We start from the raw sequence: 25,576 nt of genomic DNA, 5'->3' as shown, positions 1-25,576 counted from the left end.
CGCTAAAAGCAGGAATGAGTAATTTACGATATGAATATTATGGCAATGCGAAATGCCATAATAAAAGGCCTTGCGGCCTTTTTCAGATGTAGAGTGACGCTTCCCCCAACGGGCGAGTTTTGAAACGGCGATGGATCCAGAGATATTGCTCCGGGGCGCGCATGATCTCTTTCTCAATAATTTTATTCATATAGGCAGCGGCTTGATTTTCATCTGCCGGGTAACCTTCCATTTCAGGGGTAATATACAGACGATAACCCGAGTTATCGGTTTTCCTGACCATTGTAACGGTCAACATGGCGGCGCCGGACAGCCTGGACAGTACATAGGTGCCGTTGGTGGTGGCGACGTTTTCAACCGCGAAAAATGGCGCAAAGGAGCTGCCTTTAGGGCCGTAGTCCTGGTCGGGAGCAAACCAAACGGCTTCCCCTTTTTTTAGCGCGCCCACAATGCCGCGCAGATTGTTTCTGCCGATCATCGCTTTATTTGAGCGCATACGACCGCGCGTCTGCACCCACTCCATGAGCGGATTGTTATGCGGACGATAGGTCGCCATCATCGGCTGGCAGAGACCCATTACCCGGCCTCCCAATTCCAGCGACATAAAATGCACGCCAACGACCATTACGCCGCGATTTTGCGCCTGCGCACGGGTAAGGTTGTCCAGCCCGTCCACATCAAACCATTTGCGAACCCGGTTATCAGGCCAGAACCAGGCCATGCCCGTTTCAAGCAGCGCCATGCCAAGAGAGTGGAAATTCTCGGCGATCAGTTTTTCCCTTTCTTCCCGGGAGAGGGTCGGAAAACAGAGTTCAATATTTTTCTGGGCGATTGACTCACGTCGCTTCAGGAAGGGGCGCGCCAGTTTACCGGTGCGGGTGCCCAGAAAACGCAAAACCGGGTAGGGAAGCTGCACCAGTAACCAGAGGACGCCAACGCCAAACCACGTCAGCCAGTAGCGCGGGTGCAAAAACGCGCGTGAAAATTTGCTTTGAGGAAACATAAAATACCTTCTGTAGATACGAAAATAATGTATCGCAGAAGAGTCATTATCCGCAGCGGTACACTCTGAAATACGCATCATCCTTCAAGTTGCGTTCGCTTATCCGAAGCACTTACTTGAGTAAGCTCATCAGGGTAACTTGAATGATTTACGTATAGTTAGGCCATCATGTACGACAATGGTTCCCGTAAGGAGTGTAAAACTAAGTCAGTACTAAACCACGAGGGCATGAACGCCAGGCAGGCTAATGTACCACCAGTTATTTACTCGCGCCCAGAAATTCTTTATCAAGAAGCGTAAATATTTCTCCCGTAGCAAAAATAAGCTAATCATTATTTTTAATGCATTGTTTTTACAGTGATAATTTTATTTCAGACGAAGGTCATTGAAAAATGATTAAAAAAATAAAATGTGAGATAAATGTTATGGAAATGACGGGCTGATAAGGTTTATCTTAAAGGAGAAGTGAGAGGGACCGTAAGGCTATATGGAAGCCTTGCCATAGACAGGAAGTATTATAGATGATCTATTTATGGACATTTCTTGCAATAAGTATACTTGCCGTGAGTGGCTATATCGGTCAGGTGATGGGGGCTTTTTCTGCGGTTTCTTCTTTTACGGGAATGGTTATCCTTGCCGCGCTGATTTATTTACTCAATGTATGGCTGCAGGATGGCGATGACATCGTTAGCGGATTATTGCTTTTTCTCGCACCGGCATGTGGGTTAATTATTCGCTTTATGGTGGGATACGGTAAGCGTTAGTCAGTACATACCCTTCATACTTCAAGTTGCTGATGTGTTGGCTATGGATTACTCGGCCCATTCATGGGCCTCGCCCTGACGGGACGTCGCTCACCCCAGTCACATCGTTATCTATGCTCCCGGGGACTCACTCCCTTGCCGCTTTTAAGCAACTCGAATTATTTTTGGTATACACGATGTCAGCGAATAGATAGCGCCGACAATGTCGGCGCTTCTGTTCCCCGGGAAGGCTAATCGTTTATTGCGCGTCCGCAAGCTGCAGTGAGTCCTGATTATGTAACGCATTCTGGCGCTGGCGTTCCAGTTCCAGCGCGCCGCGATGGGAGAGGTAACAGAATAGAATGCAGCACACGATGCCGCCCATCAGAAGATAAAATCCGCCGTACCAGCCCAGTTTATCCACCATGACGCCAAACAGGCTGGTGCCCAACGAGGCGCCGAAAATATAGCTCATGAACCCACGTAATCCGACGGCGGAACCTACGGCAAAGCTGGGGACTATCTCCATTGTCTGTACGGACGCGAGGAACTGTGGGACGTAAATCAGACAACCTACAATGGCGGCGAAAATCGTTACCATCAGCAAAGATTCACTTTTCCAGTATCCGATCAGACAGACAAAAATCAGCGCCATGCAAATCATGGCTAACGGCATTCTGCGGCCCTTAAACAGTTTATCTGACAGCCAGCCTGCCAGTAGCGTGGAGGGAATCGCCGCCCACTCGAAAAAGAGAAACGCGACGCTCATCTGTTCTTTTGAAAAGTGTTTTACTGTCAACAGATAGATAGGCAACCAGCTAATCATGCCAAACCGCACCATATAGACGAAGACATCGACCAGCGAAATATACCAGGCATTTTTATTGCGCAGCACATAAGTACAGAAGATTTGCCATGCGCTCATATTTTCCGGCGCTTTTGCCGTATTCTTCGTTTTCAGTACGACTTTTTCTTCCGGCATCATCTGTTCCAGTGAGGGAAGACCTTCTTCGCGTGGCGAACCTTTTCCCAAGACCAGAACAATTAAGGCAAAAATGACGGCGACGCAGGCCGGAACGATATAACTGGCGCTTTGCCAGTGTTCGTTGCCCAATATCGCAAAAGCCGCACCGACGATAGGCGCGACGATCCCGCCGCCAACGTTATGCGAGATATTCCAGAAGGCGCCTACGCGTCCGCGCTCCCGACGAGGGAACCAGTTTGCAATAGTAATAAACGAGGGGCCGACGCCCATGCCCTGAAAAAGGCCATTGAAGACCACCAGAGCGGCAAATATCCAGAATGCGCTACTGAATCCCAGCCCAACGTTAACAATCGCGCAGAGTACCAGACCGCACGCCATGAAGACTTTTGGGCTGGCTTTATCCGCCAGACTGCTCATTACGCCTTTACTGATTCCGTAAGCAATAAGCATACAGCTACTCAGCAGGCCGATTTGCGTAGCGCTGAGATCCAATTGCTCTTTTAAATAAGGCGTCGATAATGTGAAATTGTTTCTGACTATATAGTAAGCGAGATATCCCAGAAATACGCTTAACAATGCCTGTATACGATATCGACCATACGTAGCCTGGACTTTTTCCGGTGGGACTTTATGCGCCGATTGCCCTGTTTTTAATATTGTTAACATGGAGTCACCTGTATTTTATAGTGAGATGAACATCAGGAGGTTTTGTCGGTAGAGTGAAAGGAGTGACAATAAAATTCAAGTCGAAGAAATGTGTCAAAATTGACTCAATTGGGTGAATTTAAAGGTTATTTTTGACCCATCCTGAAGGGTGTGGTGAAACTTTAATTATTGCCATGGCCGTTTTATCGTTAGCATGTGCGGATATTAACAAATTTGCTGCCAGTGATCTGATACGCTTTATTGATGTTTTCGGGCGACGGACCCGTTATTATTCAAATAACGTTGTTCTGGATGCCAACAGAAATAAAAGGGTAAGTTTTGTCTCAATATTTTCTTTATGTGATATCGATATTTATGAACGGGATCACAAATCGACTTTTCTCATGCTGTAGTCGTTTCGCCAGAGTGGGCGCTTTTACGCTATGGCTGGCGGCAATGTTCGGTTCTTGCCAGGCGTACAGCCGCGAGCTGGTGATGGCAACGACCTTTTCACCCAGCGCGACCGCCTGGATTATCCAGCGCTGGCAGACGGAGCCGGGTTCCGTCATGATTCGTACGCTCAACCGTACCAGCGGTTCTTTAGAGCAATTACTTGATACGGCGAATGCGGAAAATGTCGATCTGATCCTGACGTCATCCCCCATGCTGTTGCAACACCTTCAGGAACACCAAAAGCTGGCGCTATTGGATAGCGCGCCTGCCGCCAGCCAGAAGCTGGTGCCGCGTTCTATCCGCTCAACTTCAGTGGCGGTAGCGGTATCCGGATTTGGGCTATTGATCAATCGTTCAGCGCTCGCTGCGCGCCATCTTCCGCCGCCTGCCGACTGGCAGGATATGGGCCTGCCCAGTTACCAGGGCGCTCTATTAATGAGCAGTCCGTCACGCTCAGACACCAATCATTTGATGGTGGAGTCGCTGTTGCAGCAAAAAGGCTGGACGGCAGGGTGGGCGACGCTGCTGGCAATCTCGGGTAATCTGGTCACGATTTCCTCTCGCAGTTTCGGCGTAGCGGATAAAATTAAAAGCGGGCTTGGCGTTGCCGGGCCGGTCATTGATAACTATGCTAATTTGCTACTTAACGATCCTAATCTTGCTTTTACCTATTTCCCATATTCTGCGGTGTCGCCCACTTACGTCGCGGTGTTGAAAAACAGCCGTCATGCAGACGAAGCGCGTGCTTTTATTCATTACTTATTAAGTCCGAAAGGGCAAAGGATACTGGCTGACGCGAATACCGGTAAGTATCCCGTCGCACCGCTTAGCGCCGATAATCCTCGCGCCGCGCAACAACAGCGTTTGATGGCCCAGCCGCCGTTGAACTATCGCCTGATCCTGAAGCGCCAGCAACTGGTACAGCGCATGTTTGATACCGCGATCAGTTTTCGACTTGCGCAGCTTAAAGATGCATGGCGAGCGTTGCACAGCGCAGAAACGCGGCTTAAACGCCCCTTACCTGAAATCAGAGCTTTATTGACCAGCGTCCCGGTGGATGCGGCAAGCAGCGAGGATGAAACCTGGCTGGCGCAGTTTGATAATAAAAGCTTTGCCGAACAAAAAATGATGGAGTGGCAGATCTGGTTTCTGAACAATCAGCGGCTGGCGATTCACAAACTGGAAGAGCTGAAATGAAGGGGAGATTATTGCAACGGCTTCGTCAGCTCAGTATCAGCAACAGTTTACGGGGCGCATTTTTAACGGGCGCATTACTGACGCTGATTGTCAGTATGGTCAGCCTTTATTCCTGGCATGAGCAAAGTTCGCAGGTTCGCTATTCGCTTGATGAATATTTTCCTCGCATTCACTCCGCTTTTTTAATTGAGGGGAACCTGAATCTGGCCGTGGATCAACTCAATGAATTTTTGTTGGCGCCGAACACGACGGTACGTTTGCAGTTACGTACGCAGATTATTCAGCATCTGGATAAGATTGAGCGTCTCAGCCAGGGGCTTCAGCTTGCTGAGCGCCGGCAACTGGCCGTCATTTTACAGGATAGCCGGACCTTGCTGGCGGAACTGGACAACGCCCTCTACAACATGTTTTTGGTGCGGGAGAAAGTCAGCGAGCTTTCCGCTCGCATTGACTGGCTCCATGATGATTTCACCACGGAGCTAAATTCGCTGGTACAGGATTTTACCTGGCAGCAGGGGACGCTGCTCGATCAAATTGAGGCGAATCAGGGCGATGCAGCGCAGTATTTGCAACGTTCGCGCGAGGTGCAGAACGAGCAGCAGCAGGTATATACCCTGGCGCGAATTGAAAATCAAATTGTTGACGACCTGCGCGACAGATTGAATGAGCTCAAGTCCGGCAATAATGACGGGATGCTGGTGGAGACCCATATTCGCTATCTGGAAAACCTAAAAAAAACGGCGGATGAGAATATTCGTGCGCTCGATGACTGGCCCAGTACGATCACGCTGCGGCAAACCATCGACGAACTATTGGAAATCGGGATGGTAAAAAATAAGATGCCCGATACCATGCGCGATTATGTTGCGGCGCAAAAAGCCTTACTGGACGCCAGCCGCGCCAGAGAGGCTACGCTAGGGCGCTTTCGCACGCTGCTTGAGGCGCAGTTAGGTAGTAGTCACCAGCAAATGCAGACGTTCAATCAACGCCTGGAACAGATTGTTCGCGTTAGCGGCGGGCTTATTTTAGTGGCGACGCTCCTGGCGTTGTTGCTGGCCTGGGGACTCAACCACTATTTTATCCGTTCCCGGCTGGTAAAGCGTTTTACCGCGCTTAATCAGGCTGTGGTACAGATAGGGCTGGGGAGAACCGACTCGACTATCCCGGTTTACGGGCGCGATGAGCTAGGACGGATAGCCCGTTTGCTACGTCATACGCTGGGCCAGCTCAATATGCAACGCAGGCAGCTTGAACAAGAGGTCGCCGAGCGCAAAGAGATAGAAGCCGACCTGCGCGCCATGCAGGATGAGTTGATTCAGACGGCGAAACTGGCGGTAGTCGGCCAGACCATGACCACGCTGGCGCATGAAATTAACCAGCCGCTGAATGCGCTTTCAATGTATTTATTTACGGCGGGACGCGCGATTGAACAAGGTCAGAGCGGACAGGCGAGAAATACGCTCACCAAAGCGGAAGGGCTCATTAACCGGATTGACGCCATTATCCGTTCGCTGCGGCAGTTTACCCGCCGGGCGGAGCTGGAAACGCCATTGTATCCCGTTGATCTGCGCCAAACCTTCGTGGCGGCATGGGAGTTATTGGCCATGCGCCACCAATCCCGGCAGGGAGCGCTTTCACTGCCAACCGACACCGTATGGGTTAGCGGCGATGAAGTGCGTATTCAGCAGGTTCTGGTGAATGTGCTGGCGAATGCGCTTGACGCCTGTTCGCATGATGCGGCGATCGCGGTGACGTGGCAGACGCAGGGAGAGGTGCTGGAGGTTTATATTGCAGATAACGGCCCTGGCTGGCCTGTGGCGCTGTTGCCCTCTTTACTCAAGCCGTTTACCACCAGTAAAGCTGTCGGGTTGGGTATTGGGCTGTCGATTAGCGTGTCGCTGATGGCACAAATGAAGGGCGACCTGCGTCTGGCGTCGACGCTGACGCGTAACGCTTGCGTGGTGCTGCAATTCTCGGTAACGGATGTCGATGATGTTGAATGATGAATGTTCTATTTTGCTGATTGATGATGACGTTGATGTACTTGACGCCTATACCCAAATGCTTGAGCAGGCAGGCTACCGCGTGCGTGGCTTTACCCATCCTTTCGAGGCCAAAGAGTGGGTAAAAGCGGATTGGGAGGGGATCGTTTTGAGCGATGTGTGTATGCCGGGGTGTTCCGGTATCGATCTTATGACGCTGTTTCATCAGGATGACGATCAACTGCCAATCTTATTGATTACCGGACATGGCGATGTACCGATGGCGGTTGATGCGGTGAAAAAGGGCGCCTGGGATTTTCTGCAAAAACCCGTCGATCCGGGCAAACTGTTGATATTAATTGAAGACGCGCTACGCCAGCGCCGGTCGGTCATTGCACGGCGGCAATATTGCCAGCAGACGTTACAGGTTGAACTGATTGGGCGCAGCGAGTGGATGAATCAGTTTCGACAACGGTTACAACAACTGGCGGAAACGGACATTGCCGTATGGTTTTACGGTGAGCATGGCACAGGACGTATGACTGGCGCCCGTTATCTCCATCAACTGGGGCGTAACGCGAAAGGGCCGTTTGTACGCTATGAACTCACGCCGGAGAATGCCGGGCAGTTGGAGACATTCATCGACCAGGCGCAAGGAGGTACGCTGGTGTTGAGTCATCCCGAATATCTGACACGCGAACAGCAGCACCATCTGGCGCGTTTACAAAGCCTGGAGCATCGGCCTTTTCGTTTGGTGGGCGTTGGTAGCGCTTCGCTGGTGGAGCAGGCGGCAGCTAACCAGATTGCGGCCGAGCTTTACTACTGTTTCGCCATGACCCAAATCGCCTGCCAGTCTCTTTCTCAGCGACCGGATGATATCGAACCGTTATTTCGCCATTATCTTCGAAAAGCCTGCCTGCGGCTCAATCATCCAGTGCCGGAAATAGCGGGGGAATTACTGAAAGGAATAATGCGACGCGCCTGGCCAAGCAATGTGCGCGAATTGGCTAATGCGGCAGAGCTTTTTGCTGTTGGCGTGCTGCCGCTGGCGGAAACGGTCAACCCGCAGTTGCTTCTGCAGGAGCCGACCCCGCTTGACCGGCGCGTTGAAGAGTATGAGCGACAAATTATTACCGAAGCATTAAATATTCATCAGGGACGAATTAATGAAGTGGCGGAGTACCTGCAAATTCCCCGTAAAAAACTTTATCTGCGCATGAAAAAATATGGTCTAAGTAAAGAGCATTATAAATTCTGATATTACAGTTACTTTCAATCTGGCTGACAACATCAGCAACGATGTCGTTAGCCAGATAACGTCGCATCACCGTAATGGTAAATCATTCCATCATGATTATAGATTGCTTATTATTCACCTGAGCATCAAATTCTATTTCTTAACTTCAATATAAGATAAAAATGCGTCAAGTTCTCTGGCGTAATAAATGTACTCTTGTCCGACGATTTGACAAGATGAAAACTTCATCACCTCTCCAGATTACATCTGAATATGAGGACAAGAGAAATGAAAAAACATGCTATTGCAGTAATGATGATCGCCGTATTTTCTGAGTCGGTTTATGCGGAGTCTGCCTTATTTATTCCGGACGTCTCTCCTGATAGCGTCACGACATCCCTTTCCGTGGGTGTGTTAAATGGTAAATCCAGGGAGCTGGTTTATGATACCGACACCGGGCGGAAGCTGAGTCAACTGGACTGGAAAATAAAAAATGTCGCCACGTTGCAGGGGGATTTATCATGGGAACCCTATTCGTTCATGACGCTGGACGCCCGCGGCTGGACGTCTTTGGCGTCGGGATCGGGTCATATGGTTGACCATGACTGGATGAGCAGTGAGCAGCCTGGCTGGACCGATCGTTCAATTCATCCGGACACCAGCGCCAACTATGCTAATGAATACGATTTGAATGTGAAAGGTTGGTTATTGCAGGGCGATAACTACAAGGCGGGCGTGACAGCGGGCTATCAGGAAACCCGTTTTAGCTGGACGGCAAGAGGCGGGTCTTATATTTATGATAATGGTCGGTATATTGGTAACTTTCCTCATGGCGTGCGCGGCATAGGTTATAGCCAGCGTTTCGAAATGCCCTATATCGGGCTGGCGGGTGATTATCGTATTAATGACTTTGAGTGTAATGTACTGTTTAAATACAGCGACTGGGTAAATGCGCATGATAATGACGAACACTACATGCGCAAACTTACCTTCCGTGAAAAAACGGAAAATTCACGATATTATGGCGCTTCTATTGACGCCGGATATTATATTACCAGTAATGCAAAAATCTTTGCTGAGTTCGCTTACAGTAAATATGAAGAAGGTAAGGGCGGTACGCAAATCATAGATAAAACCAGTGGTGATACGGCGTATTTTGGTGGCGATGCCGCAGGTATAGCTAATAATAACTATACGGTTACCGCGGGGTTGCAGTACCGCTTCTAGACCACATCGGGATGTCATCGGTCATAACCGGCCGATGACGACTTTTTGCTGAACGTATGGCATGTCCGGTGATATTGCATAGGGGCAATAAAAGCAACATGAAAGGGGAACCGCTCGAAAGGTTATGCAGCAAGAAGAGAATGTCCTGGGTATCAATGGTGTCCCCTGCAGGAATCGAACCTGCAACTAGCCCTTAGGAGGGGCTCGTTATATCCATTTAACTAAGGGGACAACGCGGCGCCAGTATAGCGTTTTTTATTCGCCGGAGTAAGTGTAGCGCCGCCTGACTGGTTAAACCGTCGCCACTCAGCGCTGTTTTTCCGCTTTTTTCCGCTCCCGTTCCAGGCGCTCGCCGCGTAGCCTCGCTTCTTCCTTACGCTTATTGCTCATATCGTTGCGGATCTGCGCGTGGCTCATCAATGCGAAAATAAAAGTGCCGCCGCAGATATTTCCGGCAAGTGTGGGAAGGGCGAAGGGCCAGAGAAAGTCGCTCCAGGGCAGCGTGCCGTTGAAAACCAAATACAAAATTTCAACGGAACCGACGACAATATGGGTGGTATCGCCCAGCGCGATAAGCCAGGTCATCAAAATAATGACCACAATCTTTGCCCCGCCTGCTGCAGGAAACATCCATACCATTGTGGCGATGATCCAGCCAGAGATAATCGCGTTGGCAAACATCTCCGTTGGGCTATTTTTCATGACCTCCATACCAATTTTGACAAAGGCGTCGCGGGTCTCTTCATCAAATATAGGCATATATTCAAATGCCCACGCCGCAACCCCGGTGCCAATAAGGTTGCCCAATAAGACTACGCCCCACAAGCGCATCAGCAGGCCAACGTTACTCAGAGTGGGATTTTGCATTACCGGCAATACGGCGGTAACGGTATTTTCAGTAAATAATTGCTGGCGGGCCATGATGACAATGATAAAACCAAAGGTATAGCCGAGATTTTCCAGTAAAAAGCCGCCGGGAACGCCTTCAAGCTGCACGTGGAAAATCCCTTTCGCCAGGAGTGATGCCCCCATAGAAAGTCCTGCGGCAATGGCTGACCAGAGCAAAGCCATCGCATCGCGTTCCATCTCTTTTTCACCATCCTGGCGAATATGTTCATGAATCGCCATGGCGCGGGAAGGAAGACGATCTTCATCTACTTCAATCTCTTTACCGCTTTGTTTTTCTTCGCTTTCAACTTCCAGGTCACTGCTGTGCCGGTTAATTTTATCGTCGTTAAGGCTATCCATGATGATCCTTGCTGATTAACACATATTAATAAAGCGTAGCGGTTTTTCATTTACCCAGGCCGGGGCATTCTCCGAAAAAATAAAAATAATCACGCTCGTTTTTATCTGTTTCGTTAGAATAGGGCCGTCACGTTGTTGCGTTACCAGGCTATGCTCAGAGCAATGAGATCGCGCATATAGACATCGTTTGACGTGCTGTTAAAATCGCTCACACCTAAACAGGCGGATACGGTAGCGTTCCGTCATGGATGGCAATCAGCGATAGCCATAATTCACAGGGAGACATCTATGAAGCTTCGCCTGTCGGCGCTGGCGCTGGGAACCACACTGCTGGTCGGGTGTGCGAGTTCCGGTACAGAACAGCAGGGGCGTTCAGACCCATTTGAAGGGTTTAACCGCACCATGTACAACTTCAACTTTAATGTGCTGGACCCGTATGTTGTTCGGCCGGTCGCGGTCGCCTGGCGTGATTATGTTCCACAGCCTGCGCGTAACGGTTTAAGTAATTTCACCGGCAACCTCGAAGAACCGGCGATCATGGTGAACTATTTCCTGCAGGGCGATCCTTATCAGGGTATGGTGCATTTCACCCGTTTCTTCCTGAACACCTTATTAGGGATGGGCGGCTTTATTGACGTCGCGGGAATGGCGAATCCTAAGCTGCAGCGCGTTGAACCGCATCGCTTTGGCAGTACGCTGGGCCATTATGGCGTGGGGTATGGGCCTTATATGCAACTTCCGTTCTACGGCAGCTTCACGCTGCGTGAAGATGGCGGGGATATGGCGGATACCTTGTATCCGGTGCTCTCGTGGTTGACCTGGCCAATGTCCATAGGAAAATGGACTATCGAAGGGATAGAAACCCGCGCGCAGTTGCTGGACTCCGATGGTTTGCTGCGCCAGTCTTCCGATCCTTATATTATGGTGCGCGAGGCGTACTTCCAGCGTCATGACTTTATCGCCAATGGCGGAAAACTCAAGCCGCAGGAAAACCCGAACGCGCAGGCGATTCAGGACGAACTCAAAGAGATCGACTCGGAATAAACGGCAGTAAATAAAAAGGTGAGCGCAATGCTCACCTTTTTGATCCGTTTCAGAAAGAGATTAGAACGCGTAGTTAAAGTTAGTACCGAACAGCCAGGCTTTCCCTTCAGATTCAAACTGATAAGGGCCTTCATTAATTTTCACGCTCTGACCATGCATATAAGAGACGCCAACGTCGACAGACGCATCTTTGTTAAAGGCGTAAGTCGTACCGGCGCTCAGCCAGAAACGGTCCTGGTCCGGAATAGAGATAGAACGGTTTTGCGCTGGTACCGGGCTGTCATCGAAGGCGATACCGGTACGGAACGTCCAGTTGTCATCGTAGTAATAGGTGGTACCCAACGCAATGCGATAAGCGTCTTTAAAGCCTTCATGCTTCTCAAAGAGCGTATCGCCGGCGGTCGATTTTGCCTTCAATTCCTGGAACTGGCTCCAGCTGGTATAGGCCAGGCTATAGTGGATGGCCCACTGTGGCGCCACACGGTTATAACCGGACACTTCCCACATTTCCGGCAGATTCAGCGTCAGGTAGCCTGACTGCGTCGCGCCGCCGGTTGCCGTTGGGATAGGCAGGTTAAATCGGTTTATAGCGATGGGAAGATCGCTACTGTAGTTGCCTTTAAAGTCAATTTTGACTTCCGAGCGGTAGGTCAGCGCGTAGCGGTTATTTTTATCCAGTTCATAAAGGATACCGGCATTCCAGCCAAAGCCCCACTGATTACCGTTCAGGTGGGCAATCTTGGTGTCGCTGGGAATCTGACCCGCGACCGGCGCCAGCGCCGGATTCTGTGCCGCGACCAACTGACCTAAATCGCCCGCAAAACGTTCGATTTTTGCACGCGCGTATACCGCATCAAAGCCGAGGCCGAAGCTCCAGGCCTCATTTAAGCGATAAGCGCCGCTTAAATTCAGGTTCATGGTTTCAAGATCGGTCGTACCGCCAACCGAGCCGCCGGCGTATGTGTCGTTAAACTCTGTCGCCAGACCATAGTTAGAGGTAATAGAAGCCCCCCAGCCAAACTGGTCGTTAATCGGGGCGACAAAATGGACGTTCGGCACCCAGGCCGTCGGCGCGATGTTATCCGCATCTAACGTCCGACGAGATGGCGATGTCCCGCTAATATTAACATCAGGATCAATATAAACCGCGCCCGCTGAAAACGTCGGGCGGTCAAACATGGTAATTAACGCCGGGTTGCGGCTAACGTTACCCGCATCATCTGCGATTGCGCCTTCACCCGAATAGGCCCGGCCAAGGCCAGAGGAAGAAAATTCGTTTAACTGAAAGCCTGCAGACCAGGCCTGGGTGGAGATGATTGCCACTGCGACTGCGAGAGCAGACTTTGTAAACAGGGTTTTCTGGCTCATGACCATAACCTCATTGATTATTTTTATACAAACTATGTTACATGCTGTAACAGGAGCGCGAAGTGTAGGGTCTGCGGTACGACTTAGAAATCAGACCAGTGGCGAGAGTATAGGTCTGACCAGCTAGAATGTTGCAAGTATGTTTATAAGTTTTTTCAATTGTGATCTTAGAAACGAGATCTGGCTGGCAAAATCGGCGGGCTTAACGGTCACCCGATCGCGCGATTTTTGTTTTAGATCATTTTTAAGTGTGATTTCGGTCACTTAACGCGTTTCCCACCATTAACGACTGGAGAGGCGAATGCCGGGAGCGTAAAATATCCCCATCGTTTATCTGGCACCCTGGGTGCAAATACAGAGGAAATCTACAATGAGTAAATGCAGTGCTGATGAAACCCCGGTTTGCTGCTGTATGGACGTTGGAACCATCATGGACAACTCCGATTGCACCGCGTCATACAGCCGCGTATTCGCTACCCGCGCAGAGGCTGAAGAGACGCTGGCGGCGTTAACCGAAAAAGCGCGTAGCGTGGAGTCTGAACCTTGCCAAATTACGCCAACCTTTACCGAGGAATCCGAAGGCGTTCGTCTGGATATTGATTTTGTTTTCGCCTGCGAAGCAGAAACGCTGATCTTCCAGCTCGGCCTGCGTTAATCCGTTCATTCACGACGCCTCCGTCATCATCTGGCGGAGGCGTTTTCTTTTTTTGTCGTTTCCCTTCACTGTGCCTTAGCTCCCACTTTCTTTTCTCTCTGCTTGGCTAAATGTAAAAAATTGGTTAAGACTGTGATCAGGTCAGACCACTAATTTATTTTTTTACAGGGGAGTACTATGCGTCAGGCTTTACCGTTGGTCACCCGTCAGGGCGATCGCATTGCTATTGTCAGTGGGTTACGAACCCCCTTCGCTCGTCAGGCCACTGCATTTCATGGTATTCCCGCTGTTGATCTCGGCAAGATGGTGGTAGGCGAGCTGCTGGCGCGCAGTGAAATTCCAGCCGATGCCATTGAGCAACTGGTTTTTGGTCAGGTAGTACAAATGCCGGAAGCCCCCAATATTGCGCGCGAAATTGTGCTGGGTACGGGAATGAATGTTCATACCGATGCCTATAGCGTAAGCCGCGCCTGCGCCACCAGTTTTCAGGCGGTAGCGAATGTGGCGGAAAGCCTGATGGCCGGCACGATACGCGCGGGTATCGCTGGCGGCGCAGATTCGTCGTCGGTACTGCCAATAGGCGTGAGTAAAGCCCTGGCGCGGGTACTGGTTGATGTCAATAAAGCCCGGACGACCCGCCAGCGGCTGACGCTTTTTTCTCGTCTGCGCTTACGCGACCTGCTGCCCGTTCCTCCCGCCGTTGCTGAGTATTCCACCGGTCTGCGCATGGGCGATACCGCCGAACAGATGGCGAAAACGTATGGTATTACGCGTGAACAGCAGGACGCGCTGGCGCATCGTTCACATCAGCGCGCCGCGCAGGCATGGGCGGAGGGCAAACTGGCGGAAGAAGTGATGACGACCTATGTGCCGCCGTATAAAAACCCCTTTGCAGAAGACAACAACATTCGCGGCACCTCCACGCTGGCGGACTACGCCAAACTGCGTCCCGCTTTTGACCGAAAACATGGCTCTGTGACCGCCGCCAATAGTACACCGCTGACCGACGGCGCTGCCGCCGTTATTCTGATGACCGAATCCCGCGCTAAAGAGCTGGGGCTGCACCCGCTTGGTTATCTGCGCAGCTACGCCTTTACCGCTATTGATGTCTGGCAGGACATGCTATTGGGGCCGGCCTGGTCAACGCCGCTGGCGCTGGAGCGGGCCGGGTTGACGATGGCCGATCTGACGCTTTTTGACATGCATGAAGCGTTTGCCGCCCAGACTCTGGCGAACTTACAACTGCTGGGCAGCGAACGATTTGCCCGTGAGGTGCTTGGTCGTGCGCAGGCGACAGGGGAGGTGGATGACGCTAAATTCAACGTGCTCGGCGGCTCAATCGCCTACGGGCATCCTTTTGCCGCAACGGGCGCGCGGATGATAACCCAAACGTTGCATGAATTACGGCGTCGGGGCGGAGGTTTTGGCCTGGTCACGGCCTGCGCGGCTGGCGGTCTTGGCGCGGCGATGGTTCTGGAGGCGGAATAATGACTACCACATCAGCTTTTATGCTTAACGTGCGTCTGGATAATGTCGCGGTTGTCGCTATTGATGTCCCTGGAGAAAAGGTGAACACCCTGAAAGCGGAGTTTGCCGCGCAGGTACGCGCCATCCTGAAGCAAATCCGGGAAAACAAAGCGTTGCAGGGCGTTGTTTTTATCTCAGCCAAAGCAGATAACTTTATTGCTGGCGCTGATATCAACATGATAGGTCACTGCCAAAACGCGCAGGAAGCGGAAACGCTGGCGCGTCAGGGACAGCAACTGATGGCGGAGATCCAGGCATTGCCTGTTCCGGTTATCGCCGCCATTCATGGCGCCTGTCTGGGGGGCGGCCTTGAAATGGCGCTGGCCTGCCATCGGCGCATCTGTACCGATGACGTTAAAACCGTTCTTGGACTGCCGGAGGTACAGTTAGGGCTTTTACCGGGATCGGGCGGAACGCAGCGACTTCCACGGCTGGTGGGGGTCAGTACCGCGCTGGATATGATCCTGACAGGTAAACAGCTTCGCGCCAGACAGGCGCTTAAAGCCGGGCTGGTTGATGATGTGGTGCCGCAAACTATTTTACTGGAAGCGGCTGTCGAGCTGGCTAAAAAAGAACGCCTGGCGCAGCGGACATTATCGGTCCGTGAACGTATCCTGGCTGGGCCGCTGGGGCGCGCGCTGTTATTTCGCCTGGTGCGTAAAAAGACAGCGCAAAAAACGCAGGGTAATTATCCGGCGACGGAGCGGATCATTGATGTGATTGAAACCGGACTGGCGCAGGGCAGCAGTAGCGGCTATGACGCGGAAGCGCGCGCTTTCGGCGAGCTGGCGATGACGCCTCAATCGCAGGCGCTGCGCGCTGTTTTCTTTGCCAGTACCGAGGTGAAAAAAGATCCCGGTAGCGATGCGCCGCCCGGCCCGCTGAACAGCGTGGGCATCTTAGGCGGCGGGTTAATGGGCGGCGGTATCGCCTGGGTTACGGCCTGTAAAGGCGGTTTGCCAGTACGAATTAAGGATATAAATACTCAGGGGATCAATCATGCTCTGAAATACAGCTGGGATCTGCTTGAAACAAAAGTACGCCGCCGCCATATCAAAGCCAGCGAACGCGATAAACAGTTGGCGTTGATATCAGGTTCGACCGATTACCGTGGTTTCAGTCATCGTGATCTGGTCATTGAAGCGGTGTTTGAAGATCTGCCGTTAAAACAACAGATGGTGGCGGAAGTGGAGCAAAATTGCGCTACTCACACCATTTTTGCCTCCAATACTTCTTCCCTGCCGATTGGCGATATTGCGGCGAATGCGGCCAGACCGGAACAGGTGATTGGATTGCACTTTTTTAGCCCGGTCGAAAAAATGCCGCTGGTTGAGGTTATTCCTCATGCGTCTACTTCCGCGCAGACCATCGCCACGACCGTTAAGCTGGCGAAAAAACAGGGTAAAACCCCGATAGTCGTCAGTGATAAAGCCGGGTTTTATGTTAACCGAATTCTTGCGCCATATATCAATGAGGCGATTCGGATGCTGACTGAAGGCGAACGCGTCGAACATATTGACGCCGCCCTGGTAAAATTTGGTTTTCCGGTGGGGCCAATCCAACTTTTGGATGAGGTAGGAATCGACACGGGCACTAAAATTATTCCTGTGCTTGAGGCGGCGTATGGAGAACGTTTTAGCGCGCCTGCAAATGTTGTCGCTTCAATTTTGAATGACGATCGCAAAGGTAGAAAAAATGGTCGCGGTTTCTATCTTTATGGCGAAAAAGGGCGTAAAAGCAAAAAACAGGTTGACCCTGCTATTTATAAGCTTATTGGCGTGCAAGGGCAGAGTCGATTGTCTGCGCAGCAGGTGGCAGAGCGCTGTGTCATGTTAATGCTTAACGAAGCGGCGCGCTGTTTCGACGAAAAAGTGATTCGCAGCGCGCGCGATGGCGATATCGGCGCCGTGTTTGGTATCGGTTTTCCGCCGTTTCTCGGTGGCCCGTTCCGCTATATGGATGCTCTCGGGCCGGGTGAAATGGTGGCGACATTACAGCGCCTGGCCGCACTTTACGGTCCTCGTTACGCGCCTTGTGAACAATTAGTGCGCATGGCGGAGCGCAGGGAGCATTTCTGGACGAATGGGGAAACTGACCAGGGAAATTGAGGTCAAAGAGAATATGAATCCGCACTGAATGCCTCCTTAGTGGCGAAATAATAATCAAGGATTGACTATACTTACGCCATTGAGGTAAAAAACAGCGTTTCATTCAGTGAATGGATAAGGCACAATGCCGGCCACCGCATTTTTGCCGCAGCCAATAGGGGCATGTGGTAAGCGTGTTGGTGAAACTGGTTAACAAAAGCGGTGCAATATGCAAGTTTTTATCATGCGTCACGGCGACGCAGCCCTCGATGCCGCCAGTGATTCGGTTCGTCCCTTGACCCCTTGTGGGTGTGACGAGTCTCGCCTGATGGCGAACTGGCTGAAAGGTCAAAAAGTGGATATCGAACGTGTTCTGGTGAGTCCGTTTCTTCGGGCCGAACAGACGTTAGATGTGGTCGGCGATTGTATGAATCTGCCGGCTCAGGTGGATGTCCTGCCGGAGCTAACGCCCTGTGGCGATGTCGGTCTGGTCAGCGCCTACCTCCAGGCGCTGGCCAATGAAGAGATCGGATCGGTGCTGGTGATTTCTCACTTACCTCTGGTCGGATACCTGGTATCTGAGCTTTGTCCGGGCGAAACGCCGCCGATGTTCACGACGTCCGCAATTGCCAACGTTACGCTTGATGAAAGCGGCAAGGGGACATTCAACTGGCAAATGAGTCCCTGCAATCTGAAAATGGCGAAAGCGATTTAATCTTTGCTGCTTGATGGCGCTTCGCTTATCAGGCCTACGACAGCGTTGGCTGTTCGTAGGCTGGATAAGGCGCTTGCGCCGCCATCCGGCAATTCTGCATCAGGGTAATTCGGGCGGTTGCCACTCTTCCACTTCAATCAACACCAGCAGCGCGGCGTCGCCGCCGTACTCTTTCGGCGCCTGATGAAAGGCCATCACATGCGGATGCTGCGCCAGCCATAACGGCGTTTGCTGTTTCAGAATATGTTTACCGTGTCCATGCATGACGCAGGCGCAAAAAATATGTTCCCGACGGCAGGCGGCAATCAGCGCTCCCAGTTCCTGCTTGGCCTGAAGCTGCGTTAAGCCGTGTAAATCCAGAAACAGTTCTGGCGAATAGTCGCCGCGGCGCATTTTTTTTAGCTCGAAATGGCTGACATCTTCACGGACATACTTTACCGGCCCTTCCGTATTGAGCAGCGGCTGGAACTCATCGGAAAAATAGTGGCTGGCGTCCGCCTGTTCCTGAATTAACCTTCGGGTAGGGACTTCCGTGATTTTCTTGCGCAGTGGCCGATGGACGATAGTATCCTGTTTAATCTTTCGGGTGCCGACCATCAGCTGACGGAACAGCGCCTGGTCCTCCTCGCTGAGCGATGTTTTCTTTTTCATTCGTGGGTCTCGTCTGATCTTTTGCCTTAGTTTACCCGACCCGGAGGATATCCGAACGGTCAAAACGGATTTTTCGTATTCTCCCGCCGCGTCAATGCTGATTTATCCCTGTCTTCGTGGCAAACTAGCCGCCGAATTTAATGCGAGCATGCCCTGGAGGAATACGTGGATAAAATTTTCGTCGATGAAGCAGTAAGTGAACTGCATACCATTCAGGACATGTTGCGCTGGGCGGTAAGCCGCTTTAGCGCGGCGAATATCTGGTATGGACACGGTACCGATAACCCGTGGGATGAAGCGGTGCAACTGGTGTTGCCGTCTCTTTATCTGCCGCTGGATATTCCGGAAGATATGCGGACCGCGCGGCTGACGTCCAGCGAAAAACACCGCATTGTCGAGCGAGTGATTCGTCGCATTAACGAGCGTATCCCGGTCGCCTACCTGACCAATAAAGCCTGGTTCTGCGGCCACGAATTTTATGTCGATGAGCGCGTGCTGGTGCCGCGTTCGCCGATTGGCGAGCTGATTAATAACCACTTCGCCGGCCTTATTAGCCAACAGCCGAAATATATTCTGGATATGTGTACCGGTAGCGGCTGCATCGCCATCGCCTGTGCTTATGCTTTCCCGGACGCAGAGGTTGATGCGGTCGATATTTCGCCGGATGCGCTGGCTGTCGCCGAGCATAACATTGAAGAACACGGTCTTATCCATCACGTGACGCCAATCCGTTCCGATCTGTTCCGCGATCTGCCGAAAGTTCAGTACGATCTGATTGTCACTAACCCGCCTTATGTCGATGCAGAGGATATGTCCGATCTGCCGAACGAATATCGCCACGAACCTGAGCTGGGGCTGGCGTCCGGCACTGACGGCCTCAAATTGACCCGTCGTATCCTGGGGAATGCCCCGGATTATCTGTCCGATGACGGCGTTCTGATTTGTGAAGTCGGAAACAGCATGGTACATCTGATGGAGCAGTATCCGGATGTGCCGTTCACCTGGCTGGAGTTTGACAACGGCGGCGATGGCGTCTTTATGTTGACCAAAGCGCAGTTGCTCGCGGCCCGTGAACATTTCAATATTTATAAAGATTAAAACACGCAAACGACAACAACGATAACGGAGCCGTGATGGCAGGAAACACAATTGGACAACTCTTTCGCGTAACCACTTTCGGCGAATCACACGGGCTGGCGCTTGGGTGTATCGTCGATGGCGTGCCGCCCGGCATCCCGTTGACGGAGGCCGATCTGCAACACGATCTCGACAGACGCCGCCCCGGCACCTCGCGCTATACTACCCAGCGCCGCGAACCGGACCAGGTAAAAATTCTCTCCGGCGTGTTTGATGGCGTGACGACCGGCACCAGCATTGGCCTACTGATTGAAAACACCGATCAGCGCTCGCAGGACTACAGCGCGATTAAAGATGTTTTTCGTCCGGGACACGCGGATTACACCTATGAGCAGAAATACGGCCTGCGCGATTACCGTGGCGGTGGACGTTCTTCCGCGCGTGAAACCGCGATGCGCGTAGCGGCAGGGGCGATCGCCAAGAAATACCTGGCGGAAAAGTTCGGCATCGAAATCCGCGGCTGCCTGACCCAGATGGGCGACATTCCGCTGGAGATTAAAGACTGGCGTCAGGTTGAGCTTAATCCGTTCTTTTGTCCCGATGCGGACAAACTTGACGCGCTGGACGAACTGATGCGCGCGCTGAAAAAAGAGGGTGACTCCATCGGCGCGAAAGTGACGGTGATGGCGAGCGGCGTGCCGGCAGGGCTTGGCGAACCGGTATTTGACCGACTGGATGCGGACATCGCCCATGCGCTGATGAGCATTAATGCGGTGAAAGGCGTGGAGATCGGCGAAGGATTTAACGTGGTGGCGCTGCGCGGCAGCCAGAATCGCGATGAAATCACGGCGCAGGGTTTTCAGAGCAACCACGCTGGCGGCATCCTCGGTGGCATCAGTAGCGGGCAACACATTGTGGCGCATATGGCGCTGAAACCTACCTCCAGCATTACCGTGCCGGGACGTACGATCAACCGGGCAGGTGAAGAAGTCGAAATGATCACCAAAGGGCGCCACGATCCGTGTGTGGGGATTCGCGCAGTGCCGATCGCAGAAGCCATGCTGGCGATCGTGCTGATGGATCACCTGCTGCGCCATCGGGCACAGAATGCGGATGTAAAGACAGAGATTCCACGCTGGTAAGAAATGAAAAAAACCGCGATTGCGCTGCTGGCATGGTTTGTCAGTAGCGCCAGCCTGGCGGCGACGCCGTGGCAGAAAATAACTCATCCTGTCCCCGGCGCCGCCCAGTCTATTGGTAGCTTTGCCAACGGATGCATCATTGGCGCCGACACGTTGCCGGTACAGTCCGATAATTATCAGGTGATGCGCACCGATCAGCGCCGTTATTTCGGCCACCCGGACTTGGTCATGTTTATCCAGCGGTTGAGTCATCAGGCGCAGCAACGGGGGCTCGGAACCGTCCTGATAGGCGACATGGGGATGCCTGCCGGAGGCCGCTTTAATGGCGGACACGCCAGTCATCAGACCGGGCTTGATGTGGATATTTTCTTGCAGTTGCCGAAAACGCGCTGGAGCCAGGCGCAGCTATTGCGCCCGCAGGCGTTAGATCTGGTGTCCCGCGACGGTAAACACGTCGTGCCGTCGCGCTGGTCGTCGGATATCGCCAGTCTGATCAAACTGGCAGCACAAGACAATGACGTCACCCGTATTTTCGTCAATCCGGCTATTAAACAACAGCTTTGCCTCGATGCCGGAAACGATCGTGACTGGCTACGTAAAGTACGCCCCTGGTTCCAGCATCGCGCGCATATGCACGTGCGTTTACGCTGCCCTGCCGACAGCCTGGAGTGCGAAGATCAACCTTTACCCCCGCCGGGCGATGGATGCGGCGCTGAACTGCAAAGCTGGTTCGAACCGCCAAAACCTGGCACCACAAAGCCTGAGAAGAAGACACCGCCGCCGCTGCCGCCTTCCTGCCAGGCGCTACTGGATGAGCATGTACTCTGATGGACAATTTTTATGATCTGTTTATGGTCTCCCCGCTGCTGCTGGTGGTGCTGTTTTTTGTCGCCGTACTGGCAGGATTTATCGATTCTATCGCCGGGGGCGGAGGGCTGCTCACTATCCCTGCGCTGATGGCCGCCGGGATGTCGCCGGCAAACGCGCTGGCGACCAATAAATTACAGGCGTGCGGCGGCTCCCTCTCGTCTTCGCTCTATTTTATTCGCCGTAAAGTGGTAAACCTGGCCGAGCAAAAGCTCAATATTCTGATGACGTTCATTGGCTCGATGAGCGGCGCGCTGCTGGTGCAGCACGTGCAGGCGGATATTTTGCGCCAGATCTTGCCTATCCTGGTGATTTTCATCGGCCTCTATTTTTTATTGATGCCGAAGCTGGGCGAGGAAGATCGCCAGCGCCGCCTGTATGGATTACCGTTCGCGCTGATAGCCGGGGGATGCGTCGGGTTTTACGACGGCTTTTTCGGGCCTGCCGCCGGGTCGTTTTACGCTCTGGCGTTTGTCACCTTATGTGGCTATAACCTGGCGAAATCCACGGCACATGCCAAAGTGCTTAACGCTACTTCCAACGTTGGCGGCCTGCTGTTATTTATCATCGGCGGCAAAGTGATCTGGGCGACGGGCTTCGTGATGCTGGTTGGTCAGTTTTTAGGGGCGCGAATGGGGTCGCGTCTGGTGTTGAGCAAAGGCCAAAAACTTATCAGACCGATGATCGTTATTGTCTCGGCGGTAATGAGCGCCAGGTTACTTTATGATAGCCACGGACAGGAGATCCTCCACTGGTTGGGGATGAATTAATGAACAGTACGCACCATTACGAACAGTTAATTGAGATTTTTAACGGCTGCTTTGCCGAAGAATTTAATACCCGTCTGATTAAAGGCGACGACGAACCGATCTATCTTCCTGCTGACGCGCAGGTACCGTACCACCGCATCGTCTTTGCGCATGGGTTTTACGCCAGCGCGCTGCATGAGATTTCTCACTGGTGTATCGCCGGTAAGGCGCGCCGCGAACTGGTTGACTTTGGTTACTGGTACTGCCCGGACGGACGCGACGCGCAGACCCAAAGTCAATTTGAAGACGTTGAGGTGAAGCCACAGGCTTTCGACTGGTTGTTTTGCGTGGCGGCGGGGTATCCCTTTAACGTCAGTTGCGACAATCTGGAAGGCGATATTGAGCCGGATCGCGTGGCGTTTCAGCGCCGGGTTCATGCGCAGGTAATGGCGTATCTGGAGCAGGGCATTCCTGAACGTCCGGCCCGCTTCATCAAAGCGCTACAGAATTACTATCACACGCCCGAACTTAAGGCGGAACAGTTCCCGTGGCCGGAAGCGCTTATTTAAAGCCAGCGCCACGTTTACAATGAGGAAAGAAGATGATCGCGGAGTTTGAATCACGCATTCTGGCATTAATTGACGATATGGTAGAACACGCCAGCGACGATGAGCTTTTTGCCAGTGGATACCTGCGTGGCCACCTGACGTTAGCCATTGCCGAGCTGGAGAGCGGTGATGACCACTCCGTCGAGGCGGTCTATGCCAACGTTAGCCAAAGTCTGGAAAAAGCGATCGGCGCCGGTGAACTGTCGCCGCGCGATCAGGCGTTAGTCAAAGCGATGTGGGACAATTTGTTCGACAAGGCAAAACAATAACGCCGTGGGCCGGAAGGCGACGCTTGCCGCCTTCCGCTATTGACTGACCCATTACTTCACCGCTTTTCCCTTCAATAACTTTCTCACCCATAACCGATTTGGATTTAACGCCGCCAGCGTACCGGCATCCAGTGGAATCGGCTCGTTACTCATCTGCGCCGCCAGAATTTCTGCGCATAATGGCGCTGAGCACAAACCGCGCGATCCCAGCGCGCCGAGCATAAATAAACCCGGATACACAGGCGCAGGCGCCGCCGACGTTTTATTATCGGCTAAATCGGCGTAATGCGTCAGCGTGGCGTGGTAATCCGGGACATTGCCCACCATCGGCAGATGGTCGCGGGTGGCGCAACGCACGCCGCAACGGGCGCTGTTGCCGCTGACGTCAACCTCTGTGGCCCATTTCGCATCCGGAAAACAGTCAAGCAGACGCTGTCGGTTCTGACGCTGATCTTCTTCGCGCCAGACGGTGCTTTCGTCACCCCGGTGATAGCTGGCGCCAATACAGTGCTGCTGATTATGCGGATTTTGCGGCGTCAGATAGCCGTCGTAGCATAACACCTGACGCAACGCCGAGAGAGCGGGGGTGGTGGGAATATGACTGACCTGCCCCCCGACGGCATACACCGGCAGCGGCTGGGTCTGATCAAAACGGTTAATCTGATGGCCGTTCGCCAGAACGACGGTCTCATGGCTGGCGGTTTCACCTGACGTAAAGCGCAGTTGCCAGCGCGACTCCTGCGCAACGAGCGACGTGAGCGTATGGCGAAAGCGCGTTTGTAAACCCTGTTCGGTCGCCAGTGCGATGACTGCGCGAGTTAATTGTTCCGGGCACAGCCAGCCGCCTGCCGGATAGGTAATTCCTCCGCAGCGTGTCGTCACGCCAACCGCCTGTTCCGCCTCTTCGGCATTGAGCGCCGAGGCCAGTCCGGCGGGCAGCGCCAGGGACAGCATCTGGGCAATTTTCTGCTGGCTTTTCTCATCCCATCCGAGCTGCGTTACGCCGCACCAGTCATGATCAAAAGAGACGGGCAGGGCATCATACAGGCGACGGGCAAAGGTGAATGCGGTCGGGAAAAAGCGATTAATGGCGGCGTCATGTTTGCTAAGGAGCGGATAAAGCGCGCCCTGTCGATTACCGGAAGCGCCCTGGGCGGGCTGATCATCTGCGCAATAGAGCGTCACCTGCCAGCCGCGACGCAGTAACGCCAGTGATAACAGCGCGCTGGCAATGCCGCCGCCAATGATCGCCGTTTCACGTTTTTCGCTTCCACTGCGGTAAAACCAGGGCGCGGAAAGGGTCGGCATGAGGTGTTGTTCCATCACTCCACAAAGCATCTCGCGTTTACGCCCGAAGCCTTTGCGTTTTTGCATGGTAAAACCGGCTTCCTGTAATCCCCGACGAACGAAGCCCGCCGAGGTAAACGTCGCCAGCGTTGCGCCGGGCCGCGCCAGCCGCGCCATCGCGTTAAACAGGTTTGGCGTCCACATATCCGGATTTTTAGCCGGGGCAAAACCGTCGAGGAACCAGGCGTCGACTGTTTGATTCAGCGTGGCGTCCAGTTGGTCGGTCAGCTCATTAATATCGCCAAACCACAAATCCAGCGTCACCCGGCTCCGATCCAGCAATAGTCGGTGGCACCCCGGGAGCGGCAGCGGCCATTGCGCCTGCAGCTGCTCTGCCCAGGGCGCGAGCTCCGGCCAGTGTTGGTGCGCCAGCGCCAGATCGTCGCGCGTTAACGGGAATTTCTCAAAACTGATGAAATGTAACCTTTGCAGCGTCGCCTGTGGGTGCGCAGAACGAAAGCTGTCAAACGCCTGCCACAGCGTCAGGAAGTTGAGTCCGGTGCCAAAACCGCTTTCCGCGACTATAAATAATGGATGTGAATGTACGGGAAATCGCTCCGTAAGACGATTGCCGCCAAGAAAAACGTAGCGTGTCTCTTCGAGTCCATTGTCATTAGAAAAATAGACATCATCAAAATCTCGGGAAACAGGTGTACCCTCAGCGTTAAATTCGAGTGTGGCGGGTTGTATGGCGTATTGTTTCACGTAAGTTACTCGTCTGACGGGCGGTATCGCGATCTTAACGATGTG

Annotated in this window: 22 protein-coding genes and 1 tRNA gene; 16 read left to right on the top strand and 7 right to left on the bottom strand. The window is 52.7% G+C overall.

Annotated elements, in window-relative coordinates:
- Positions 1-82: 82 nt before the first annotated feature.
- Positions 83-1,003, bottom strand: coding sequence for a kdo(2)-lipid IV(A) palmitoleoyltransferase (lpxP, locus tag ACLJRS_RS18845; RefSeq protein WP_000484429.1), 921 nt, complete (start codon positions 1,001-1,003; stop codon positions 83-85).
- A gap of 521 nt (positions 1,004-1,524) precedes the next feature.
- Here lpxP and ACLJRS_RS18840 point away from each other — a divergent pair.
- Positions 1,525-1,767: a YfdY family protein gene (locus ACLJRS_RS18840; RefSeq protein WP_000639889.1), complete on the top strand. Its 243-nt coding sequence runs from the start codon at positions 1,525-1,527 to the stop codon at positions 1,765-1,767.
- 238 nt (positions 1,768-2,005) lie between these two features.
- On the opposite strand, the gene pgtP is transcribed toward ACLJRS_RS18840, so the two are convergent.
- A complete protein-coding gene (gene pgtP, locus ACLJRS_RS18835; RefSeq protein ID WP_000955739.1) occupies positions 2,006-3,397 on the bottom strand; it encodes a phosphoglycerate transporter PgtP in 1,392 nt (463 codons plus the stop codon).
- Positions 3,398-3,832: 435 nt separating this feature from the next.
- Here pgtP and pgtC point away from each other — a divergent pair, with 435 nt between their 5' ends.
- The 4 genes from pgtC (at position 3,833) to pgtE (ending at position 9,472) form a co-directional block, all read left to right on the top strand.
- Positions 3,833-5,026 carry a phosphoglycerate transport regulator PgtC gene (gene pgtC / locus ACLJRS_RS18830; RefSeq protein ID WP_000467983.1) on the top strand — a complete coding sequence of 398 codons (1,194 nt, stop codon included), beginning with the start codon at positions 3,833-3,835 and terminating at the stop codon, positions 5,024-5,026.
- Positions 5,023-7,029: a two-component system sensor histidine kinase PgtB gene (pgtB, locus tag ACLJRS_RS18825; protein ID WP_000678495.1), complete on the top strand. Its 2,007-nt coding sequence runs from the start codon at positions 5,023-5,025 to the stop codon at positions 7,027-7,029. Before pgtC ends, pgtB begins: the two co-directional genes overlap by 4 nt.
- Entirely contained in the window at positions 7,019-8,266 is a 1,248-nt protein-coding gene (gene pgtA / locus ACLJRS_RS18820; RefSeq protein WP_000930843.1) for a two-component system response regulator PgtA, read from the top strand. The genes pgtB and pgtA overlap by 11 nt, the downstream gene beginning before the upstream one ends.
- A 267-nt stretch (positions 8,267-8,533) precedes the next feature.
- A complete protein-coding gene (pgtE, locus tag ACLJRS_RS18815) occupies positions 8,534-9,472 on the top strand; it encodes an omptin family outer membrane protease PgtE (protein ID WP_000716006.1) in 939 nt (312 codons plus the stop codon).
- A gap of 156 nt (positions 9,473-9,628) precedes the next feature.
- On the opposite strand, the gene ACLJRS_RS18810 is transcribed toward pgtE, so the two are convergent.
- Positions 9,629-9,703 (bottom strand) — tRNA-Arg (locus ACLJRS_RS18810).
- A 75-nt stretch (positions 9,704-9,778) separates the two neighbouring features.
- A complete protein-coding gene (locus ACLJRS_RS18805; protein WP_000377772.1) occupies positions 9,779-10,720 on the bottom strand; it encodes a formate/nitrite transporter family protein in 942 nt (313 codons plus the stop codon).
- Positions 10,721-11,008: 288 nt separating this feature from the next.
- Between ACLJRS_RS18805 and mlaA the strand changes: the two genes are divergently transcribed.
- Positions 11,009-11,764 (top strand): phospholipid-binding lipoprotein MlaA, encoded by a 756-nt coding sequence (mlaA, locus tag ACLJRS_RS18800; protein ID WP_000776787.1) that lies wholly within the window; start codon positions 11,009-11,011, stop codon positions 11,762-11,764.
- Between the two features lie 60 nt (positions 11,765-11,824).
- On the opposite strand, the gene fadL is transcribed toward mlaA, so the two are convergent.
- Positions 11,825-13,132: a long-chain fatty acid transporter FadL gene (fadL, locus tag ACLJRS_RS18795; RefSeq protein WP_001518618.1), complete on the bottom strand. Its 1,308-nt coding sequence runs from the start codon at positions 13,130-13,132 to the stop codon at positions 11,825-11,827.
- Positions 13,133-13,502: 370 nt separating this feature from the next.
- Between fadL and ACLJRS_RS18790 the strand changes: the two genes are divergently transcribed.
- From ACLJRS_RS18790 to sixA, 4 genes are all read left to right on the top strand, one after another.
- Positions 13,503-13,787, top strand: coding sequence for a YfcZ/YiiS family protein (locus ACLJRS_RS18790; RefSeq protein WP_000030904.1), 285 nt, complete (start codon positions 13,503-13,505; stop codon positions 13,785-13,787).
- 177 nt (positions 13,788-13,964) lie between these two features.
- Positions 13,965-15,275, top strand: coding sequence for an acetyl-CoA C-acyltransferase FadI (gene fadI / locus ACLJRS_RS18785; RefSeq protein ID WP_001248130.1), 1,311 nt, complete (start codon positions 13,965-13,967; stop codon positions 15,273-15,275).
- The gene (gene fadJ, locus ACLJRS_RS18780; protein WP_000214150.1) at positions 15,275-17,422 is read left to right on the top strand and encodes a fatty acid oxidation complex subunit alpha FadJ; all 2,148 of its coding nucleotides are present in this window, start codon (positions 15,275-15,277) and stop codon (positions 17,420-17,422) included. The genes fadI and fadJ overlap by 1 nt, the downstream gene beginning before the upstream one ends.
- A gap of 208 nt (positions 17,423-17,630) precedes the next feature.
- On the top strand, positions 17,631-18,116 hold the full coding sequence (gene sixA, locus ACLJRS_RS18775) for a phosphohistidine phosphatase SixA (RefSeq protein ID WP_001195800.1): 486 nt from the start codon (positions 17,631-17,633) through the stop codon (positions 18,114-18,116).
- Positions 18,117-18,215: 99 nt separating this feature from the next.
- On the opposite strand, the gene smrB is transcribed toward sixA, so the two are convergent.
- Positions 18,216-18,767: an endonuclease SmrB gene (smrB, locus tag ACLJRS_RS18770; protein ID WP_000730794.1), complete on the bottom strand. Its 552-nt coding sequence runs from the start codon at positions 18,765-18,767 to the stop codon at positions 18,216-18,218.
- 165 nt (positions 18,768-18,932) lie between these two features.
- Here smrB and prmB point away from each other — a divergent pair, with 165 nt between their 5' ends.
- The 6 genes from prmB to ACLJRS_RS18740 are packed head-to-tail and all read left to right on the top strand — an operon-like array spanning position 18,933 to position 23,479.
- Positions 18,933-19,865, top strand: coding sequence for a 50S ribosomal protein L3 N(5)-glutamine methyltransferase (gene prmB, locus ACLJRS_RS18765; RefSeq protein ID WP_001542329.1), 933 nt, complete (start codon positions 18,933-18,935; stop codon positions 19,863-19,865).
- 35 nt (positions 19,866-19,900) lie between these two features.
- Positions 19,901-20,986 carry a chorismate synthase gene (aroC, locus tag ACLJRS_RS18760; RefSeq protein WP_000918456.1) on the top strand — a complete coding sequence of 362 codons (1,086 nt, stop codon included), beginning with the start codon at positions 19,901-19,903 and terminating at the stop codon, positions 20,984-20,986.
- Between the two features lie 3 nt (positions 20,987-20,989).
- Complete coding sequence (mepA, locus tag ACLJRS_RS18755; RefSeq protein WP_000750428.1) at positions 20,990-21,814, top strand: penicillin-insensitive murein endopeptidase; 825 nt, start codon at positions 20,990-20,992, stop codon at positions 21,812-21,814.
- Positions 21,814-22,623 carry a sulfite exporter TauE/SafE family protein gene (locus tag ACLJRS_RS18750; protein WP_000368599.1) on the top strand — a complete coding sequence of 270 codons (810 nt, stop codon included), beginning with the start codon at positions 21,814-21,816 and terminating at the stop codon, positions 22,621-22,623. Before mepA ends, ACLJRS_RS18750 begins: the two co-directional genes overlap by 1 nt.
- On the top strand, positions 22,623-23,171 hold the full coding sequence (locus ACLJRS_RS18745; protein ID WP_001089210.1) for an elongation factor P hydroxylase: 549 nt from the start codon (positions 22,623-22,625) through the stop codon (positions 23,169-23,171). The genes ACLJRS_RS18750 and ACLJRS_RS18745 overlap by 1 nt, the downstream gene beginning before the upstream one ends.
- Positions 23,172-23,203: 32 nt before the next feature.
- Positions 23,204-23,479 (top strand): YfcL family protein, encoded by a 276-nt coding sequence (locus tag ACLJRS_RS18740; RefSeq protein ID WP_000559749.1) that lies wholly within the window; start codon positions 23,204-23,206, stop codon positions 23,477-23,479.
- Positions 23,480-23,530: 51 nt separating this feature from the next.
- Here the strand turns inward: ACLJRS_RS18740 and mnmC are convergent, their stop codons facing one another.
- Positions 23,531-25,531 (bottom strand): bifunctional tRNA (5-methylaminomethyl-2-thiouridine)(34)-methyltransferase MnmD/FAD-dependent 5-carboxymethylaminomethyl-2-thiouridine(34) oxidoreductase MnmC, encoded by a 2,001-nt coding sequence (gene mnmC / locus ACLJRS_RS18735; RefSeq protein WP_000816111.1) that lies wholly within the window; start codon positions 25,529-25,531, stop codon positions 23,531-23,533.
- Positions 25,532-25,576 lie beyond the last annotated feature (45 nt).

It is taken from the genome of Salmonella sp. SAL00670 (assembly GCF_046552235.1).
GTDB lineage: Bacteria > Pseudomonadota > Gammaproteobacteria > Enterobacterales > Enterobacteriaceae > Salmonella > Salmonella enterica.
Note: the sequence above shows the minus strand (reverse complement) of the source record. Positions and strands in the feature narration are given on the sequence as shown.

Bases quoted from the DNA above. Each gene is read 5' to 3' on its own strand.
- lpxP (WP_000484429.1), bottom strand. From the start codon at position 1,003: ATGTTTCCTCAAAGCAAATTTTCACGCGCGTTTTTGCACCCGCGCTAC.
- ACLJRS_RS18840 (WP_000639889.1), top strand. From the start codon at position 1,525: ATGATCTATTTATGGACATTTCTTGCAATAAGTATACTTGCCGTGAGT.
- pgtP (WP_000955739.1), bottom strand. From the start codon at position 3,397: ATGTTAACAATATTAAAAACAGGGCAATCGGCGCATAAAGTCCCACCG.
- pgtC (WP_000467983.1), top strand. From the start codon at position 3,833: ATGTTCGGTTCTTGCCAGGCGTACAGCCGCGAGCTGGTGATGGCAACG.
- pgtB (WP_000678495.1), top strand. From the start codon at position 5,023: ATGAAGGGGAGATTATTGCAACGGCTTCGTCAGCTCAGTATCAGCAAC.
- pgtA (WP_000930843.1), top strand. From the start codon at position 7,019: ATGTTGAATGATGAATGTTCTATTTTGCTGATTGATGATGACGTTGAT.
- pgtE (WP_000716006.1), top strand. From the start codon at position 8,534: ATGAAAAAACATGCTATTGCAGTAATGATGATCGCCGTATTTTCTGAG.
- ACLJRS_RS18805 (WP_000377772.1), bottom strand. From the start codon at position 10,720: ATGGATAGCCTTAACGACGATAAAATTAACCGGCACAGCAGTGACCTG.
- mlaA (WP_000776787.1), top strand. From the start codon at position 11,009: ATGAAGCTTCGCCTGTCGGCGCTGGCGCTGGGAACCACACTGCTGGTC.
- fadL (WP_001518618.1), bottom strand. From the start codon at position 13,132: ATGAGCCAGAAAACCCTGTTTACAAAGTCTGCTCTCGCAGTCGCAGTG.
- ACLJRS_RS18790 (WP_000030904.1), top strand. From the start codon at position 13,503: ATGAGTAAATGCAGTGCTGATGAAACCCCGGTTTGCTGCTGTATGGAC.
- fadI (WP_001248130.1), top strand. From the start codon at position 13,965: ATGCGTCAGGCTTTACCGTTGGTCACCCGTCAGGGCGATCGCATTGCT.
- fadJ (WP_000214150.1), top strand. From the start codon at position 15,275: ATGACTACCACATCAGCTTTTATGCTTAACGTGCGTCTGGATAATGTC.
- sixA (WP_001195800.1), top strand. From the start codon at position 17,631: ATGCAAGTTTTTATCATGCGTCACGGCGACGCAGCCCTCGATGCCGCC.
- smrB (WP_000730794.1), bottom strand. From the start codon at position 18,767: ATGAAAAAGAAAACATCGCTCAGCGAGGAGGACCAGGCGCTGTTCCGT.
- aroC (WP_000918456.1), top strand. From the start codon at position 19,901: ATGGCAGGAAACACAATTGGACAACTCTTTCGCGTAACCACTTTCGGC.
- mepA (WP_000750428.1), top strand. From the start codon at position 20,990: ATGAAAAAAACCGCGATTGCGCTGCTGGCATGGTTTGTCAGTAGCGCC.
- ACLJRS_RS18750 (WP_000368599.1), top strand. From the start codon at position 21,814: ATGGACAATTTTTATGATCTGTTTATGGTCTCCCCGCTGCTGCTGGTG.
- ACLJRS_RS18745 (WP_001089210.1), top strand. From the start codon at position 22,623: ATGAACAGTACGCACCATTACGAACAGTTAATTGAGATTTTTAACGGC.
- ACLJRS_RS18740 (WP_000559749.1), top strand. From the start codon at position 23,204: ATGATCGCGGAGTTTGAATCACGCATTCTGGCATTAATTGACGATATG.